The organism is Brachybacterium sp. SYSU DS0246 (assembly GCF_059391765.1).
The window spans coordinates 76,247-92,642 of sequence record NZ_JBZXYT010000013.1; the positions used below are offsets into that span (position 1 = coordinate 76,247).

The window sequence follows — 16,396 nt, forward strand, 5'->3', positions numbered from 1 at the left end:
TCAGCTCGAGCGCTGGACCTGACGCAGCTCCTTCTTGAGCTCCTGGACCTCATCGCGCAGTCGGGCGGCGACCTCGAAGTTGAGGTTCTCCGCGGCCTGGTGCATCTGCGCGGTCATCTCGTCGATCATGCCGGTCAGCGACCCGACCGGATCGTCCCCGAGGTCGACGGTCCGGTTGCTGACGGCATCGACCGCGTTCGAACGGGCCTTGTCACGCTGGACCCGCTCCTTGCCCGAGCGATAGTCGGTGGCCATCAGGGTCTCGGTGTCGATGTCCTCGCGGGCCAGCATGTCGGTGACATCGGCGATGCGCTTGCGCAGCGGGGTCGGGTCGATGCCGTGCTCGGTGTTGTAGGCGATCTGCTTCTCGCGGCGCCGGTTGGTCTCGTCGATCGCCGCCTTCATCGAGTCGGTCACCGTATCGGCGTACATGTGGACCTGGCCGTAGACGTTTCGGGCGGCGCGACCGATGGTCTGGATCAACGAGGTCTGGGAGCGCAGGAAGCCTTCCTTGTCCGCGTCCAGGATCGCGACCAGGGAGACCTCCGGCAAGTCCAGGCCCTCACGCAGCAGGTTGATGCCGACCAGCACGTCGTACTCCCCGGCGCGCAGCGAACGCAGCAGTTCGACCCGGCGCAGGGTGTCGACGTCGGAGTGGAGGTACTGCACGCGCACCCCGTTCTCCAGCAGGAAGTCCGTGAGGTCCTCGGCCATGCGCTTGGTCAGCGTGGTCACCAGCACTCGTTCGTCACGCTGGACGCGCTTCTCGATCTCCTCGCGCAGATCGTCGATCTGGCCCTTGACGGGCTTGACCACGACCTCGGGGTCGATCAGACCCGTCGGGCGGATGATCTGCTCGACCACCCCGCGCGACTTGCCGAGCTCGTAGTCCGCCGGCGTCGCGGAGAGGTAGACCGTCTGGCCGGTGCGCTCGGTGAACTCGGAGAACGTCAGCGGCCGGTTGTCCAGCGCGCTGGGCAGGCGGAAGCCGAAGTCGACCAGGGTGCGCTTGCGGGAGCGGTCCCCCTCGTACATCGCCCCGATCTGCGGGACGGTCACGTGGGACTCGTCGATGACCAGCAGGAAGTCCTCGGGGAAGTAGTCCATCAGCGTGTTCGGCGCGGTGCCCGGCGCGCGACCATCCAGATGACGGGAGTAGTTCTCCACGCCGTTGGTCGATCCCATCTGGCGCAGCATCTCGAGATCGTGGGTGGTGCGCATCCGCAGCCGCTGCGCCTCGAGCAGCTTGTCCTGGCTCTCGAGGTGCTCCAGCTGCTCGGCGAGCTCGACCTCGATCGACTCGATGGCGCGAGAGAGCCGCTCGGGGCCGGCGACGTAGTGGGAGGCGGGGAAGATGTGGATGTGGTCCTCCTCGCGGATGACCTCACCCGTCATCGGGTGCAGCGTGTACAGGGCGTCGATCTCGTCGCCGAAGAACTCGATGCGGATCGCGAGCTCCTCGTACATCGGGATGATCTCCACGGTGTCACCGCGCACCCGGAAGGTGCCCCGCTCGAAGGCGACGTCGTTGCGGTCGTACTGCATGTCCACGAAGCGCTGGAGCAGCTGATCGCGATCGAGCTGGTCACCGCGAGCCAGCTGAACCATGCGATCGACGTACTCCTGAGGGGTGCCCAGGCCGTAGATGCAGGAGACCGAGGAGACCACCACGACGTCGCGGCGGGTCAGCAGGGAGTTGGTCGCGCTGTGGCGCAGCCGCTCGACCTCGGCGTTGATCGAGGAGTCCTTCTCGATGTAGGTGTCGGACTGCGGGACGTACGCCTCGGGCTGGTAGTAGTCGTAGTACGAGACGAAGTACTCCACGGCGTTGTGCGGCAGCAGCTCGCGGAACTCGCTGGCCAGCTGCGCGGCCAGGGTCTTGTTGTGCGCCATGATCAGTGTGGGTCGCTGGACCTGCTCGATCAGCCACGCCGTGGTGGCCGATTTGCCGGTGCCGGTCGCGCCCAGCAGCACGACATCCTGCTCGCCGTCGTTGATGCGGCGGGCGAGATCGGCGATCGCCGTCGGCTGGTCGCCCGAGGGGCTGTACTCGGAGACGACCTCGAAGGGATGCTCGGCGCGGACCAGATCGGTGACAGGACGCATGTCTCCGAGCCTACGACGCGGGCCCGACGGACGACGGGACGTGCTCGTCGAGGATGCGTGAGAGTGCTCTCGTGGCTCTGCGGTCCAGGACCTCACGGCCGGCGGTGTTCAGCACCAGGCGATCGGCCCGACGGATCCTCTCGAGGTCGGTGACCTGCGCCGCCATCACCGACTCGACGTAGGCGCGGTCCCGCCCGCGGTCGCGGACCACGCGGGCGATCCGGTCCTCGCGACGCGCGAGGACCGCGACGACGCCTCCGTACTCAGCGTCCCTGTGCTTCTCCAGCAGCAGCGGGCTGTCGTGGATCACGAGCGCCTCCCCCGCCGCGGCGGCCTCGGCCTCCTCCCGCGCGACCTCCTCGTCGACGCGGGAGAGCACGATCGCTTCGAGATCGGCCCGGGCTGTGGAGTCCGCGAAGACCAGGTTGGCGAGCGCGGCCCGGTCCATGGTCCCCGCCGCGTTGCGGTACTCCTCGCCGAAGCGGGCGACGGCTTCCTCGACTCCCGGTCCGGGAACGTCGAGCACAGCCCTGGAATAGGCGTCCAGATCAAGCACTCGGTGCCCGGCGTTCCGCCAGATCGCCGCGACGGTCGACTTCCCGGAGCCGATGCCGCCGGTCAGGCCGATGCGCAGCAGCGGGCTCTCAGCGGACATGGCCCGATCCTACGGCGTGCCCGGAGCCTGCCCTGCGGCGCGCCCGTCAGTTGCCGGAGTCAGAGCCGTCACGGCAGCGTTCCCGCAGGCCGGATCGCGGTTTACGGTTCAAGGGTGGATCCCCTCGAACTGCTCGTGACCAACGACCTCCTGCGCGTCCTGGACCTGCTGGGGGTCTTCGTCATGGGCGTGGCCGCCGGGGCGCTGGCCTCCCGGCTGAACTTCGATGCGGTGGGGTTCGCGATCATCGGCATCGCCGCCGGTCTGGGCGGCGGCATCGTGCGTGACCTGATCCTGGATTACGGCACCCCGGCCGCCTTCGACGGGCCCTGGTACCTGGCCTGCGCGCTCGGCGGCTCGCTGTTCTCCTTCGTGATCTCGGCCGAGGGGACCCTGTGGCGGCGTCTGGTCACGGGGCTGGACATCATGGCGATGGGACTGTGGGCGGCAACCGGGACGGCCAAATCGCTCGGGTACGGGCTCGACGTGCTGCCGGCGATCCTGCTGGGCGTGGCCAGCGCGGTCGGCGGGGGCGTGATCCGTGATGTGCTGGTGGGGCGGATCCCGGCGATCTTCGGCGGCGGCCCGCTGTACGCGACCGGCGCGTTCCTCACGGCCCTGCTGACCTGGGTGGTGTTCGCGCTGGGCATGCCGGCCCCATGGGTGCTCGGTGCCGTCGGCATCGGGGCTGTGCTCGCCGGGCTCGCGGCCTGGCGGCAGTGGACGCTGCCCGCGCACAGCGAATGGCAGGTGACCATGTCCGCCTCGCAGCTGAAGGCCCTGGTGCGACGCACCCGGCGCAGCGAACGCACCCGGGTGGCGATGGAGACCGGCACGATCCCGGTGGTCGATGACTCCGTCGATGATCTCGCCGAGGACGTGACGTCGAACGACGCCGACGCTTCGTCGTACGCGGAGCGCGCCTTCGACGACGAGGCCGATGAGCTCGACGACGCCGTGGCTCCTGAGGCCGGCGAGGACGATGACTCGATGACGCTCCGCACCGACCGTTCCGACGACCCGGGAGATCCTCCATGGCCCTCATCGACCTGACGCATCCGATAGCCCCCGGTATGACCATGCACCCCGGCGTTCCTGCGCCCCGGATCCACGATGTCCTCACCTTCGAGGACTCCCGGTCGCACTACGCCCCGGGAACCGAGTTCCGTATCGCGTCCGTCGAACTGGCGACCAGCACGGGCACCTACCTCGACGCTCCGCAGCACCGGTTCCCGAACGGGACGGACGTCGCAGATCTCGGCATCGATCGCCTGGCAGATGTGCCGGCCGTCGTGGTCGACGCCACCGGTGTCTCGGCAGTCGGCGCCGACCTCCTGCCCCAGCACGCTCCGGGGCACGCCGTGCTGATCCGCACCGACTGGGATCGACACTGGGGCACCGAGGAATATGGACGCAGCGAGCATCCGCACCTCACCGCGGCCGCGGCCGACCAGGTGGTGCGATCGGGCGCGGTACTCGTGGGAATAGATTCGGTCAATATCGACGCCACCACGGGGGCCGAGCGCCCGGTGCACTCGACACTGCTCGGCCACGGCGTACTCATCGTCGAGAACCTGACGCGGTTGAATGCGCTGCCCAGTGACGGAGCGTTGTTCTCCGCGGTTCCGCTTCCTGTGTCCGGCGCCCCGTCCTTCCCCGTCCGCGCATACGCCCGTGTGGGGTGAGGCGCTCAGGGACGCAGCAGCGTGAGCATGCGCGCGACCTCCCCGGCCTCGAGCTGGCCGGGCGCGGACCCCTCACCGACGGCCGCGAAGGTGGCGGCGCCGGCGAACGTCTCCGCAGCGACCCGGCTGACCGCGCCGAGCGAGCCCATGCTGATCGCGATGTGCGGGCCGAACCCGTCGCCGGCGACCTCGACGCTTGCCGAGAGCAGGGAGAGCACGTCCCGGGCATCACGCGGGGTCACGGCGATCTTCGGCAGGTCGGCGCCGAGCCGGCGCTGGGTACGCAGGATCTCGGCCATCTCGTCCTCCGGCGGGGTGCGCTCGAAGTCGTGGAACGATCCCACCACCGCGAGCCCCAGCGCGTGCGCCGAGGCGATGACCGAGGCCACGGTCTCGGGCGATCGGGAAGTCTCCACGTCCACGAGATCGGCGAAGCCGCCCGCCATCACCGCCTCGAGAGTTGCTGCGAGCTCGTCGTCGGAGATCTCCCGACTCCCGCCCTCGGCAGAGGTGCGCAGCGTGACCAGCAGGGCACGATCCTGCCCCAGTAGCTCGCGCAGGGCCGGGAGCGCCGCGACGGCGGCGTCCCGGTGCGCGGCGACATCCAGGTCCGGGCGGAATCGGTCCAGGCGCCACTCGAGGACCCGGCCGGGCGAGTCGGTGGCAGCGCGCGCCTGGTCCAGGACGGCACCCTGGTCCGCGCCCGTGACCGGGACGATGATCTCCGGCCGCCCGCGGCCGAGCTCGATCCCGCGCACCCTCACGACACCGGCATCGGCGGCAGGACCGCCGGCCGCGGGGCCGTCGGCCGCCGGGGAGCCGGAGTCGCCTGAACGTGTCACGGGATCGCCTCAGTCCGCGGTGATCGCCGCGTAGGCGGACAGCAGCAGGGCCGGGTCGGGTCCCTCGAGCCGTGAGACGTGCCCGATCCGATCGAGCACCACGAAGCGCAGCAGACCGGCCCGGGTCTTCTTGTCGCGCTTCATGGCGTCCTCGAGCTTCGGCCACTGCCGGTCGCGGTAGGTGACCGGCAGCCCGAGGGATGTGAGGACGCTGCGGTGACGATCGACGTCGGCCTCGGAGAGCTTGCCGGCGAGGTGGGACAGCTCGGCGGCGAACATCATGCCGACGGAGACGGCGGCACCGTGACGCCATTGGTACCGCTCGTTGCGCTCGATGGCGTGGCCGAGGGTGTGCCCGTAGTTGAGGATCTCGCGCTCGCCCGCCTCGCGGAGGTCCGCGGAGACCACTCGGGCCTTGACCCTGATGGCGCGCTCGACGACCTCGCGGAACGCTGCCGAGGAGATGTCCAGGACGGCCTCGGGATCCTCCTCGACGAGCTCCAGGATCCGCTCGTCCTCGATGAAACCGGCCTTGACCACCTCGGCGAGACCGGCGGCGGTGTCGTGATGGCCGAGCCCCGCGAGCACATCGAGGTCAGCGAGAACGGCGATCGGGGGATGGAAGGCGCCGACGAGGTTCTTGCCCTCGGCGGTGTTGATACCGGTCTTCCCGCCCACGGCGGCGTCGACCATGGCGGCGACCGTGGTCGGGACCTGCAGCACGTCGACGCCGCGCAGCCACGAGGCGGCGACGAAGCCGGCCAGGTCGGTGGCCGCTCCCCCGCCCAGGCCGATCACGAGGTCGCCGCGGCCGATCTCCGCCTGCCCGCACACGCCCCAGAGAAAGCCGGCCACCTGCGCGGTCTTCGCCTCCTCCCCGTCGGGGACCTCGGCGGCGAAGGCGTCGCGTCCGGCCTCGGCGATCGACGCCCGGATCTCCTCGGCGACCTCGCGCAGGCTCGGCTGGTGGACGATGACCACGCGCCGCACCCGGTCCGGGATCATCGCGGGGATCTCGGGCAGGATGCCCCGGCCGACGCGGACGTCGTACCCGCCGCTCGGCGTGGTCACGGGGATCACGGTGGTGCTCATGGTCTCTCCTTCTCGGGGCGGGCCAGCAGGTCCTCCCCCAGCATGTCGGTGATGGTGCGCGCGACGGTCGCGGAACTGCCCCGGCGGGCGTCAACCCTCCATCGTGCGAGCTCGCGATAGACCGGATCGCGCTCGAGCAAGAGCTCCCGCCAGCGCTGCAGCGGATCCTGCCCGGTGAGCATGGGCCGGCCGGCCCCGCGGCCCAGGCGTCGGGCGACGGTCTCCTCGTCGACCTCGAGCAGCACCACCGGGCCGCCGCGCAGACGGTCGCGGGACGCGGGGGTCATGACCGCTCCGCCGCCCAGAGCCAGCACTCCGCCGTGGGTCTCCAGAGCGCGGGCGAGGACGCCGGCTTCGAGCTCGCGGAAACCGGCCTCGCCGTCGGCGGCGAAGATCTCCGGGATGGAGCGCCCGGCCTCCTCGACGATCAGGGCGTCCAGATCGGCGAACTCCATGTCGAGGCGGGCCGCGAGCTCCCGGCCCACGCTGGTCTTGCCGGCCCCCATGGGGCCCAGCAGGATGACCGCGGGACCGCTCACGAGGCCGTTTCCGGGCCGTGGCCGAGAATGCGGGACTGGAGGTCCCCGGTACCGGCGAGGTGCGCCCGGATCTCCTCGACGCTGTCGCCGCCGGTCTTCTCCAGCAGCGCGTCGGCAAGCGTGACGGCGACGACGGCCTCGGCGATGACGGCGGCGGGAGCGACCGCGCACACGTCGGAGCGCTGATGATTCGCACTGGTCTGCTCACCGGTGGCGACGTCGATGGTCCGCAGCGCGCGCGGCACCGTCGAGATGGGCTTCAGGCCGCCGCGCACACGCAGCACCTGGCCGTTGGTCATGCCGCCCTCGAGCCCTCCGGCGCGGTTGCTGGCGCGCGGGACGGCCGACGGGTTCCCCGCTGTGGCTGGGTCGGCGAGGATCTCGTCATGGGCGACGGAGCCGCGGCGGGCGGCGGTCGCGAAGCCGTCCCCGATCTCCACGCCCTTCATCGCCTGGATCGACATGACCGCCTGGGCGAGGCGGCCGTCGAGCTTGCGGTCCCATTGGGTGTGGGAGCCGAGGCCGACGGGAAGACCGTAGGCGAGCACCTCGACGACGCCGCCGAGGGTGTCACCGTCGGACTTGGCGGCGTCGACCTCGGCGACCATGGCCTCGGAGGTCTCGGGGTGGAAGCAGCGCAGCGGATCGCCGTCCAGGGCGCCGGCGTCGTCCGGGCCCGGCAGCGGGGCGTCCTCGGGAACGCGCACGGAGCCCACCGCAAGGGTGTGGGAGACCAGCCGGATGCCGGCGGCCTGCTCGAGCAGCGCCGCGGCCACGCGGCCGGCGACGACGCGGGCAGCGGTCTCGCGAGCGCTGGCGCGCTCGAGCACCGGCCGGGCGTCGTCGAAGCCGTACTTGAGCATGCCGGAGAGGTCGGCATGGCCGGGCCGGGGGCGGCTCAGCGGACGGTTCCGGGCGATCTCGCGCTCATCACCGGTGCCGGCGTCGACCAGGAGATCCTCGCGCGGGACCGGGTCGGCGCTCATGACCTTCTCCCATTTCGGCCATTCGGAGTTGGCGATCTCGATCGCCACGGGAGAGCCGAGCGTGCGGCCGTGCCGGAGCCCGCCGTGGATGGTCAGCACGTCCTGTTCGAACTTCTGACGGCTGCCGCGACCGTGGCCGAGACGGCGGCGCGCCAGGGCGGCCTGCAGATCGTCACTGGTCAGCTCGATGCCGGCAGGGACGCCGTCGAGCAGGGAGATGAGGGACGGGCCGTGGGATTCCCCGGCCGTGAGCCAGCGCAACATGGCCCCGATTCTCTCATGTGGCCGTGCGCGTACGAGCGGTCGTCCGCGCTGTGCGCAGGACCTCGGCCGAGGATCAGTCCTCGTCCAGCTCCTGGGACGACAGCGGCGTGAGGCGTTCGACCAGCGGGACGACGTCCGCGATGCCGCTGAGGACGCTGGTGGGCCGGAACGGGTACTTCGTGATCTCGTCCTCGCGGGTGGACCCGGACAGCACCAGCACGGACCGCATCCCTGCCTCGAGACCGGACTTCACGTCGGTGTCCATCCGGTCCCCGATCATCACCGAGGTCTCCGAGTGGGCTCCGAGCCGGTTCAGGGCCGTCCGCATCATCAGCGGGTTCGGCTTTCCGATGTAGTACGGGGAGATGCCGGTGGCGGCGGTGACCATCGCGGCGACGGCGCCGGTGGCCGGCAGCGGACCCTCGGCACTGGGCCCGGTCACGTCCGGGTTGGTGGCGATGAACTTCGCCCCGCGCTTGATCAGGCGGATCGCCCGTGCGATCGACTCGAAGGAGTAGGTCCGGGTCTCCCCCAGCACCACGAACTCCACGTCGGCGTCGGCGAGGATGAAGCCCTCCTCGTGCATCGCGCTGGTCAGGCCGGCCTCACCGATCACGTAGGCGGAGGAGCCGGGAGCCTGCTCGGCGAGGAACCGCGCGGTCGCCAGGGCGCTGGTCCAGATCGATTCCTCCGGGATGTCGATCCCGCTGCGCGAGAGGCGGGCGCGCAGGTCGCGCGGCGTGAAGATCGAGTTGTTCGTGAGCACCAGGAACGGGCGGGCGAGCCGCTGCAGTTCGGCGATGAAGTCGGCGGCGCCGGGCAGGGCGGCCTGCTCATGGACGAGGACGCCGTCCATGTCGGTCAGCCAGGAGTGGATCGGGTGATCTTCGAGCGCGGTGTTCATGAGCGCAGTCTCCCACCCCGGCGCGAGGATCTGCATCTCAGCTCGAGCGCGCTGATTCCGGCGATGCTGCCGGACGCACTGCGGCCCGGCCCCCGAGACGGGGACCGGGCCGCGGTGACGACTTCCCGGAGGATCAGCCGCCGGTCAGCTTGGCGCGCAGAGCGGCCAGCGCCTCGTCCGAGGCGAGCGTGCCCTCATCGGTGGTCGCCGACTGGTAGGACGACGGCTGCTGCTGAGCGGCCGGAGCCGGCGACGGGCTGGAGGTGGAGGCCTGCTCCGCGGGAGCATTCTCGGACTCCTCGTCGGCCTTGATCGCCTCGGCGACCTGTGCCTTGTGAGCGGTCCAGCGCTCGTAGGCGGCCGCGTACTGGGCCTCCCACTCCTCGCGCTGTGCCTCGTAGCCCTCGAGCCACTCGTTGGTCTCCGGGTCGAAGCCCTCGGGGTACTTGTACTCGCCGTTCTCGTCGTACTCCGCGGCCATGCCGTACAGAGCCGGGTCGAAGGTGGTGTCGTCGCCCTCGGGGTCGACCCCCTCGTTGGCCTGCTTCAGCGACAGCGAGATGCGGCGGCGCTCCAGGTCGATGTCGATGACCTTGACGAAGACGTCCTGGTCGACGGTGACGACCTGCTCGGGCAGATCCACGTGGCGCTGGGCCAGCTCGGAGATGTGCACCAGGCCCTCGATGCCGTCCTCGACGCGCACGAACGCACCGAAGGGAACCAGCTTGGTGACCTTGCCCGGGACGACCTCGCCGATGGCGTGGGTACGGGCGAACAGCTGCCACGGGTCCTCCTGGGTCGCCTTCAGCGACAGGGAGACGCGCTCGCGGTCCATGTCCACGTCGAGAACCTCGACGCTGACCTTCTGACCGACCTCGACGACCTCGGACGGGTGGTCGATGTGCTTCCAGGACAGCTCGGAGACGTGCACCAGGCCGTCGACACCGCCGAGATCGACGAAGGCGCCGAAGTTGACGATGGAGGAGACAGCGCCCTCGCGGACCTGGCCCTTGGCCAGGGTCTGCAGGAAGTCGGAGCGGACCGCGGACTGGGTCTCCTCCAGGTAGGCGCGACGGGAGAGGACCACGTTGTTGCGGTTCTTGTCGAGCTCGATGATCTTCGCCTCGATCTCCTGGCCCACGTAGGGCTGCAGGTCGCGCACGCGGCGCATCTCCACGAGAGAGGCGGGGAGGAAGCCGCGCAGGCCGATGTCCACGATGAGGCCGCCCTTGACGACCTCGATGACGCGGCCGGTGACCACGCCCTCGTCTTCCTTGATCTGTTCGATCGTGCCCCAGGCGCGCTCGTACTGGGCGCGCTTCTTCGACAGGATCAGACGGCCTTCCTTGTCCTCCTTCTGGAGGACGAGGGCTTCGATGCCGTCTCCGACCTCGACCACCTCACCGGGGTCGACGTCGTGCTTGATGGACAGCTCGCGCGAGGGGATGACGCCCTCGGTCTTGTAGCCGATGTCCAGGAGGACCTCGTCGTGATCGACCTTCACCACGGTGCCCTCGACGATGTCGCCATCGTTGAAGTACTTGATGGTGGCATCGATGGCAGCCATGAGATCGTCGGCGCCGCCGATGTCGTTGATGGCGATCTGGGGGGTCGTGGTTTCGGTCATGTAGGTAGGAACTCCGTCGGAACAGGTATGAGTAGGGATGATGGACGTGCCGCGCCCCTGCGATCGGGGCGCATCCGCGCGCGCACCGCCCTCACGCGAGGGCGACGGACCCTGCCTCGAAGGGCACAGTCCACGCACAGACCCTCACCAGGCTACCAGCCGCGCCACCCTTGTGCGAGGGCGCGAAGCGTCCCCGCCACCGGTGACGGTGTGAGTTGTCCCGCGTCCCGAGCGACGGTCCCGAGCGTCAGTGCGCGGCCTCGAGCCAGTTCGCGCCGACGCCGATGCCCACCTCGAGCGGGACGGACAGCTCGAAGGCGGAGCCCATCCCCTCGGCGACCAGCTCGCGCAGCGCCTCCTCCTCGCCGTGGGCGACGTCCAGGACCAGCTCGTCGTGCACCTGGAGCAGGACCCGCGAGCTCAGCTCCCGCTCGCGCAGCAGCCGGTCCACACGGAGCATGGCGAGCTTGATGATGTCCGCGGCGCTGCCCTGGATGGGCGAGTTCAGCGCGACCCGCTCGGCGTTCTCGCGGCGCTGACGGTTGTCGGAGGTGAGGTCCGGCAGGTACCGGCGCCGGCCCAGGATGGTCTCGGTGTACCCGGTCGAGCGCGCCGTCTCGACGCTCTGGCGCAGGAAGTCCCGGACCCCGCCGAACCGCTCGAAGTAGCCGTCGCGCAGCGCGGTCGCCTCGGACTGGGAGATGCGCAGCTGCCGGGCCAGCCCGAAAGCGCTGAGCCCGTAGGCGAGGCCGTAGCTGATCGCCTTGGTCTTCGAGCGCATCGCCGGGTCGACGTCCTCGGGAGCCACGTCGAACACACGGGAGGCGACGAAGCTGTGCAGGTCCTCGCCCGAGCGGAAGGCCTCGATCAGGCCGGCGTCCTCGGAGAGGTGGGCCATGATGCGCATCTCGATCTGCGAGTAGTCCGCGGTCATCAGCGCGGCGTACCCCTCGGAGGCGCGGAAGGCGGAACGGATCCGGCGGCCCTCCTCGGTACGGGTGGGGATGTTCTGCAGGTTCGGGTTGTTCGAGGAGAGCCGGCCGGTGGCGGCGATGTTCTGGTGGAAGGTGGTGTGGATACGCCCGGCCGGGGAGATGAACCGTCGCAGCGTGTCGATGATCTGGCGCATCTTGGTCACGTCCCGATGCGCGAGCAGATCGGCGAGGAAGGGGTGCTGGGTCTTCTCGAACAGTTCCAGCAGCGTCTCCGCGTTGGTGCTGTACCCGGTCTTGGTGCGCCGCCCCTTGGGCAGGCCGAGCCGCTCGTAGAGGACCTCCTGCAGCTGCTTGGGCGAACCCAGGTTGATGTGGTCGCCGCCGATGTGCGAGTACGCCGACTCGGCGACGGCGACCTGCTTGGCCTCATGCTCCTCGTCGAGGCCTGCCAGGACGTCATCTGAGACGGCGATGCCGGTGGCCTCGACCTCCCCGATGACCCCGGCCAGCGGGAGCTCGAGGTCATCGTGCAGGGAGGCGGCTCCGCGTTCGTCGAGCTCGGCGCGCAGCAGCTGCTCCAGGCGCAGCACGGCGTCGGCCGCACGCCCCAGCTGGTCCCCGCCGGACTCCTCGGCGCCCAGGTCCAGCTCCTGCTGGGCGACGGCGGACTCGACCTGCAGGTCCTCCTGCAGGTGCCGCATCGTCAGTCCCGCGAGATCGGTCGGCCGCTGATCGGGCCGGCAGAGGAACTCGGCGATCGCGAGATCCGTGCGCCATCCGGCGACGGCGAGGCCGTGGCCGCGCAGCTGGTGGGAGACCAGCTTGGTGTCGTGGGCGGTCTTGGCGACCGCAGGATCGGCCAGCCACCGGCCGAGCGCCCCCTCGGCGGTGTCGTCGAGCTCTGCGAGATCGACGACCGCCAGCGTGTCGGCGGTGGCGAGGGCGAGCTGGCGCACCTCACCCTGGCCCAGCACCCAGCTCCCGTCGGTCGCGATCGCCGCAGCATCCGCGAAGGCCCCGTCCAGCAGGGAGACCAGTTCGCTCGAGCTCGGCCGCTGCAGCTCCGGCAGCTCGCGCTCGGGCTCCTGCGGGACCTCCTCGGCCGAGGACAGGAAGTCGGCGGGGACGTCACGGCGGATCCCCGGGCCGAAGGCGAGCTCGTCGAACACGGCGTTCAGCGCCGTGGCGTCACCGCGTCCGAGCCCGTAGTGCTCCGGATCCGCAGGCACGTCGAGGTCGGTGACAGCGGCGTTCATCAGCCGGTTGCGCTCGACGTCCTCGAGGTGGTCGCGCAACGCCTGCCCAGCCTTGCCCTTGATCTCGTCGGCATGGGCGATGATGCCGGGCAGGTCGCCGTACTGGAGGATCCACTTCGCCGCCGTCTTGGGGCCCACGCCGGGCACACCCGGCAGATTGTCGGCGACCTCCCCCACCAGCGCCGCGAGGTCCGGGTACCGCGCCGGAGGGATCCCGTACTTCTCCTCGACCGCCTCGGGCGTCATCCGGCGCAGCTCCGTGACGCCCTTGACCGGCTGCAGCAGGGTCACGTTCTCCCCGACCAGCTGCAGGGCGTCACGGTCGCTGGAGACGATCAGCGCCTCGCCGCCCTCGGCGGCGGTGCGGGTGGCGAGCGTGGCGATGATGTCGTCGGCCTCGTAGTCCTCGACCGTCAGCCAGCGCACCCCGAGGGCATCGAGGAGCTGCATGATCAGCGGGATCTGCCCGGCGAAGTCGGGCGGGGTCTCGTCGCGGCCCGCCTTGTACTGCTCGTACATGCGATCGCGGAACGTCGCGCCGGGCAGGTCGAAGGCGACGACCACGTGGCTGGGACGCTCGGAGGCGACGACGTTGATGAGCATGCGGGCGAACCCGTACACGGCGTTGGTCGCCTGCCCGCGGCCGTCGGTGAATCCGTCGGCGGGCAGCGCGAAGAACGCCCTGAACGCCATGGCGTGTCCATCGATCAGCAGCAGCCGCTGACCGCTCAGATCGCTCGGGCGCTGGTCGCTCAGGTCGCTCGTACGCTGGCCTTCGAGGTCGTTCGCACTCATGGGGAGCAGTCTCCCACGTCGGCCCGACGCGCGCGCGGGTCCCGCTGTGGCAGGCTCGGTCCATGACCGACACGCCAGAGAACCACCCTGCCGGCTGCGACGGTCCGGCCGACGGTCAGGACCGGGCCGGCGTCTCCGCCCCGCTGTCCGGCGAGGACCTGCGCAGGATCGTCGAGCCCATGATCCGCGGCACGCTCATCGAACGCTGCGGCATGGAGCTGCTCAGCCTCGATGCTCGCGGCGGAACCATGACCATGCCCGTGGCCGGGAACACGCAGCCGGCAGGGCTGCTGCACGGAGGTGCCACCATCGCCCTCGCGGAGTCGGTCGCCTCGTTCGCAGGGATCCTCCGTGCCCGCGAGGTCCACGGCGACGGTGCCCAGGCCGTCGGCACCTCCGTCTCGGCGCTGCATCATCGCTCGGCGCGCGAGGGGATCGTCACGGCGACCTGCACGATCCGCCACGCCGGTCGGCAGGTGGCGAGCTACCTGGTCGACGTGCACGACGAGCGCGGCACACTGCTGAGCACCGTCACCGTCTCCACCATGCTGCTGCCGTCACGCTGACCGGGTGCCGGGGCGGGACGGTCCGTGGTCAGGCGTCGACCTCGAAGCTGGTCGCTTCTCCGGTCTCGATCTCGTTCGCCTCGGTCCACGAGTAGGTCCGCAGGTCGCCGGTGCGCGGATCGGGACCGTCCCCCAGCTCCAGCGCCCCCATCCTGCCGACGAAGGAGATCGTGGCACGGTCCCCGGCCTCCAGTGCGACGCGAAGGGTGCTGCGACAGTCGCCGTAGTCCGTGCATTCCTCGGTGCCGGTGAGCACCTGCGGGATCGAGCTGGCGATGTCGGTCCCCTGGACGGACAGGGCGTTCTGCGCGGCGAGTCCGGCGAGGACCACGGCGTCGTAGGCCTGCTGTGAGTACGCGTACCCGGTGTCCAGGAGGCCAGGGTCCACGTTGAGCATCATGTTGACGTGCTCGACGGTGAGCTCGCCGCCGGGTTCGAAACCCGTCGCCCTGGTCAGGCATTCCGGGGCGAGCTGCTCGTCGGCGTAGTCCACCGTCGCGGCCGGGGACAGTCGCGTGGGGAACTCGACGGTGGGGCGCTGCCCCTCGTCCAGCGTCGCCTTGTACAGCTCGGAGAGCAGGCGACCCGCCTCCGGTCCGCCGTTGACCACCAGCAGCGCCGGCGGCGACTCCAGCACCTTCTCGACGATCTTTCCGATCTTGCCGATCTTGCCGATCTTGCCGAAGGGGTAGAAGTGCTTCGAGACGATCTTGCCGCCCTCGGGGTTGAGGACCTGCTCCAGCTCGTGCAGCAGGCTCTGGCCCTGGGCGGTGTCCTCGGAGACGTAGGCGACGGTGCCCGGCTCCCCGCCCTTGTCGGAGGACCCCGCCCATGCTTCCTCCGCGTACAGAGCCGCGATCGCGCGGTCGTTGGGGGCCAGCCGCACCAGCATGCCGGAGCTCTGCACCTCGGCCGCGCGCACGCTCATCCCCGAGGTGAAGACGTCGATCACCGCGATGCCGGCCTCCACGAAGGCAGGGATCGCCGCGATCAGTGCGTCCTCGTCGAGGGAGGTGATCACGGCGGTCACCCCGGAGTCGGCCATCGAGGTGATCACGTCGGTGAGGTCCTCACCGGCCTCCTCCATCACGTGGCGCTCGGTCATCTCGACCTCATGGCCGAACAGGCCCTTCCATCGCGCGTTGACGTCGATCATGGCCTCGTGGACGGCGATCGCGATGGTCTTCTCGAAGGCGCCGGCGCGCCCGTAGGAGGCGCCGATCGAGCCCAGCACCAGCGGAACGTCGGGCTCCTCCTGCGCGGCGCCGGTGGGGGCGGTGGTGGTGGCACGGCCGCGGCCCCGGCCTCTGCGACCGTTGGTGCAGGCTGCCAGTGCGCCGGTGCCGAGGACTCCCGCCCCGAGTCCTCGCACCAGCCTGCGTCGTGAGATCACCATGCCCCCGTGCATCCCCTCCCGCTCCGGGCCCGACGGCCCCGGATCGATGTCACTCCTTGCCGGGACCGCCCAGCTGATCGATGACGGCGTCGGCGACCTCGCGCATGGTCAGGCGACGGTCCATCGAGGTCTTCTGGATCCAGCGGAAGGCCTCCGGCTCCGACAGACCCATGTTGGTCTGCAGCAGGCCCTTGGCGCGGTCCACGCGCTTGCGCGTCTCGAACCGTTCGCCGAGATCCTGGATCTCGGCCTCCAGCTGCGTGATCTGGGTGAAGCGGGAGATCGCGATCTCGATCGCCGGCAGCAGATCGGCCGGGGTGAAGGGCTTGACGACGTAGGCCATGGCGCCGGCATCGCGGGCGCGCTCGACGAGCTCGGCCTGCGAGAACGCCGTGAGCATCACGACGGGAGCGAGGTTGTCCTCACCGATGCGCTCGGCGGCGCTGACGCCGTCGGTCTGCGGCATCTTCACATCCATGATGACGACGTCGGGCCGCAGCTCACGAGCCTTGGTCACGGCGCTCTCGCCATCGCCGACCGCAGCGACCACCTCGAAACCGGCCTCGGTGAGGGTCTCGACGATGTCCATGCGGATGAGGCTCTCGTCCTCGGCCACGATGGCTGTGCGCTGGGAGCGGCCCTCCTCCTGCTCGGGGAGGTCCTGGGTGTCGTCGGGAAGGGAAGCGGTGTCGTCGTTCATGTCGCCCTATGTGTCGGGAGGGCCCGGCCGCGGGTGTCGGCACCCGGG

General features: G+C 70.3%; 14 protein-coding genes. 3 read left to right on the forward strand and 11 right to left on the reverse strand.

The genetic code is table 11. The features are described 5' to 3' along the window. Together uvrB and coaE are read right to left on the reverse strand one after the other, a co-directional pair. Window positions 1-2,106 (reverse strand): excinuclease ABC subunit UvrB, encoded by a 2,106-nt coding sequence (uvrB, locus tag AC5020_RS08390; protein ID WP_464987936.1) that lies wholly within the window; start codon window positions 2,104-2,106, stop codon window positions 1-3. A 10-nt stretch (window positions 2,107-2,116) separates the two neighbouring features. Then, complete coding sequence (coaE, locus tag AC5020_RS08395) at window positions 2,117-2,761, reverse strand: dephospho-CoA kinase (protein ID WP_464987937.1); 645 nt, start codon at window positions 2,759-2,761, stop codon at window positions 2,117-2,119. Between the two features lie 114 nt (window positions 2,762-2,875). Here coaE and AC5020_RS08400 point away from each other — a divergent pair, with 114 nt between their 5' ends. Together AC5020_RS08400 and AC5020_RS08405 are read left to right on the forward strand one after the other, a co-directional pair. Next, window positions 2,876-3,814, forward strand: coding sequence for a trimeric intracellular cation channel family protein (locus AC5020_RS08400; RefSeq protein WP_464987938.1), 939 nt, complete (start codon window positions 2,876-2,878; stop codon window positions 3,812-3,814). After that, the gene (locus AC5020_RS08405) at window positions 3,796-4,446 is read left to right on the forward strand and encodes a cyclase family protein (protein ID WP_464987939.1); all 651 of its coding nucleotides are present in this window, start codon (window positions 3,796-3,798) and stop codon (window positions 4,444-4,446) included. The genes AC5020_RS08400 and AC5020_RS08405 overlap by 19 nt, the downstream gene beginning before the upstream one ends. A gap of 5 nt (window positions 4,447-4,451) precedes the next feature. Here AC5020_RS08405 and aroD read toward each other — a convergent pair whose 3' ends face one another. The 7 genes from aroD to polA all read right to left on the reverse strand — a co-directional run bounded on the left by aroD (window position 4,452) and on the right by polA (window position 13,584). Further along, entirely contained in the window at window positions 4,452-5,288 is an 837-nt protein-coding gene (gene aroD, locus AC5020_RS08410) for a type I 3-dehydroquinate dehydratase (protein ID WP_464987940.1), read from the reverse strand. A gap of 9 nt (window positions 5,289-5,297) precedes the next feature. Continuing rightward, the gene (gene aroB, locus AC5020_RS08415) at window positions 5,298-6,380 is read right to left on the reverse strand and encodes a 3-dehydroquinate synthase (RefSeq protein ID WP_377017200.1); all 1,083 of its coding nucleotides are present in this window, start codon (window positions 6,378-6,380) and stop codon (window positions 5,298-5,300) included. Beyond that, window positions 6,377-6,919, reverse strand: coding sequence for a shikimate kinase (locus AC5020_RS08420; protein WP_464987941.1), 543 nt, complete (start codon window positions 6,917-6,919; stop codon window positions 6,377-6,379). The genes aroB and AC5020_RS08420 overlap by 4 nt, the downstream gene beginning before the upstream one ends. Next, window positions 6,916-8,169 (reverse strand): chorismate synthase, encoded by a 1,254-nt coding sequence (aroC, locus tag AC5020_RS08425; RefSeq protein WP_464987942.1) that lies wholly within the window; start codon window positions 8,167-8,169, stop codon window positions 6,916-6,918. The genes AC5020_RS08420 and aroC overlap by 4 nt, the downstream gene beginning before the upstream one ends. Before the next feature lie 73 nt (window positions 8,170-8,242). Continuing rightward, a complete protein-coding gene (locus AC5020_RS08430) occupies window positions 8,243-9,073 on the reverse strand; it encodes an HAD-IIA family hydrolase (protein WP_377793886.1) in 831 nt (276 codons plus the stop codon). A 133-nt stretch (window positions 9,074-9,206) separates the two neighbouring features. Beyond that, window positions 9,207-10,700, reverse strand: coding sequence for a 30S ribosomal protein S1 (gene rpsA / locus AC5020_RS08435; protein WP_377017208.1), 1,494 nt, complete (start codon window positions 10,698-10,700; stop codon window positions 9,207-9,209). 247 nt (window positions 10,701-10,947) lie between these two features. Next, window positions 10,948-13,584: a DNA polymerase I gene (gene polA / locus AC5020_RS08440; protein ID WP_494564411.1), complete on the reverse strand. Its 2,637-nt coding sequence runs from the start codon at window positions 13,582-13,584 to the stop codon at window positions 10,948-10,950. A gap of 164 nt (window positions 13,585-13,748) precedes the next feature. Between polA and AC5020_RS08445 the strand changes: the two genes are divergently transcribed. After that, window positions 13,749-14,252 carry a PaaI family thioesterase gene (locus tag AC5020_RS08445; protein WP_377017212.1) on the forward strand — a complete coding sequence of 168 codons (504 nt, stop codon included), beginning with the start codon at window positions 13,749-13,751 and terminating at the stop codon, window positions 14,250-14,252. Window positions 14,253-14,280: 28 nt separating this feature from the next. Here the strand turns inward: AC5020_RS08445 and AC5020_RS08450 are convergent, their stop codons facing one another. Both AC5020_RS08450 and AC5020_RS08455 read right to left on the reverse strand, forming a co-directional pair. Then, window positions 14,281-15,648: an ABC transporter substrate-binding protein gene (locus AC5020_RS08450; RefSeq protein WP_464987944.1), complete on the reverse strand. Its 1,368-nt coding sequence runs from the start codon at window positions 15,646-15,648 to the stop codon at window positions 14,281-14,283. A gap of 49 nt (window positions 15,649-15,697) precedes the next feature. Further along, window positions 15,698-16,348: an ANTAR domain-containing response regulator gene (locus AC5020_RS08455; protein WP_377017216.1), complete on the reverse strand. Its 651-nt coding sequence runs from the start codon at window positions 16,346-16,348 to the stop codon at window positions 15,698-15,700. Between the last annotated feature and the right edge of the window lie 48 nt (window positions 16,349-16,396).

Coding starts and splice junctions, on each gene's coding strand:
- uvrB (WP_464987936.1), bottom strand. CDS start 2,106: ATGCGTCCTGTCACCGATCTGGTCCGCGCCGAGCATCCCTTCGAGGTC.
- coaE (WP_464987937.1), bottom strand. CDS start 2,761: ATGTCCGCTGAGAGCCCGCTGCTGCGCATCGGCCTGACCGGCGGCATC.
- AC5020_RS08405 (WP_464987939.1), top strand. CDS start 3,796: ATGGCCCTCATCGACCTGACGCATCCGATAGCCCCCGGTATGACCATG.
- aroB (WP_377017200.1), bottom strand. CDS start 6,380: ATGAGCACCACCGTGATCCCCGTGACCACGCCGAGCGGCGGGTACGAC.
- aroC (WP_464987942.1), bottom strand. CDS start 8,169: ATGTTGCGCTGGCTCACGGCCGGGGAATCCCACGGCCCGTCCCTCATC.
- AC5020_RS08430 (WP_377793886.1), bottom strand. CDS start 9,073: ATGAACACCGCGCTCGAAGATCACCCGATCCACTCCTGGCTGACCGAC.
- rpsA (WP_377017208.1), bottom strand. CDS start 10,700: ATGACCGAAACCACGACCCCCCAGATCGCCATCAACGACATCGGCGGC.
- polA (WP_494564411.1), bottom strand. CDS start 13,584: ATGGCGTTCAGGGCGTTCTTCGCGCTGCCCGCCGACGGATTCACCGAC.
- AC5020_RS08445 (WP_377017212.1), top strand. CDS start 13,749: ATGACCGACACGCCAGAGAACCACCCTGCCGGCTGCGACGGTCCGGCC.
- AC5020_RS08450 (WP_464987944.1), bottom strand. CDS start 15,648: ATGGTGATCTCACGACGCAGGCTGGTGCGAGGACTCGGGGCGGGAGTC.
- AC5020_RS08455 (WP_377017216.1), bottom strand. CDS start 16,348: ATGAACGACGACACCGCTTCCCTTCCCGACGACACCCAGGACCTCCCC.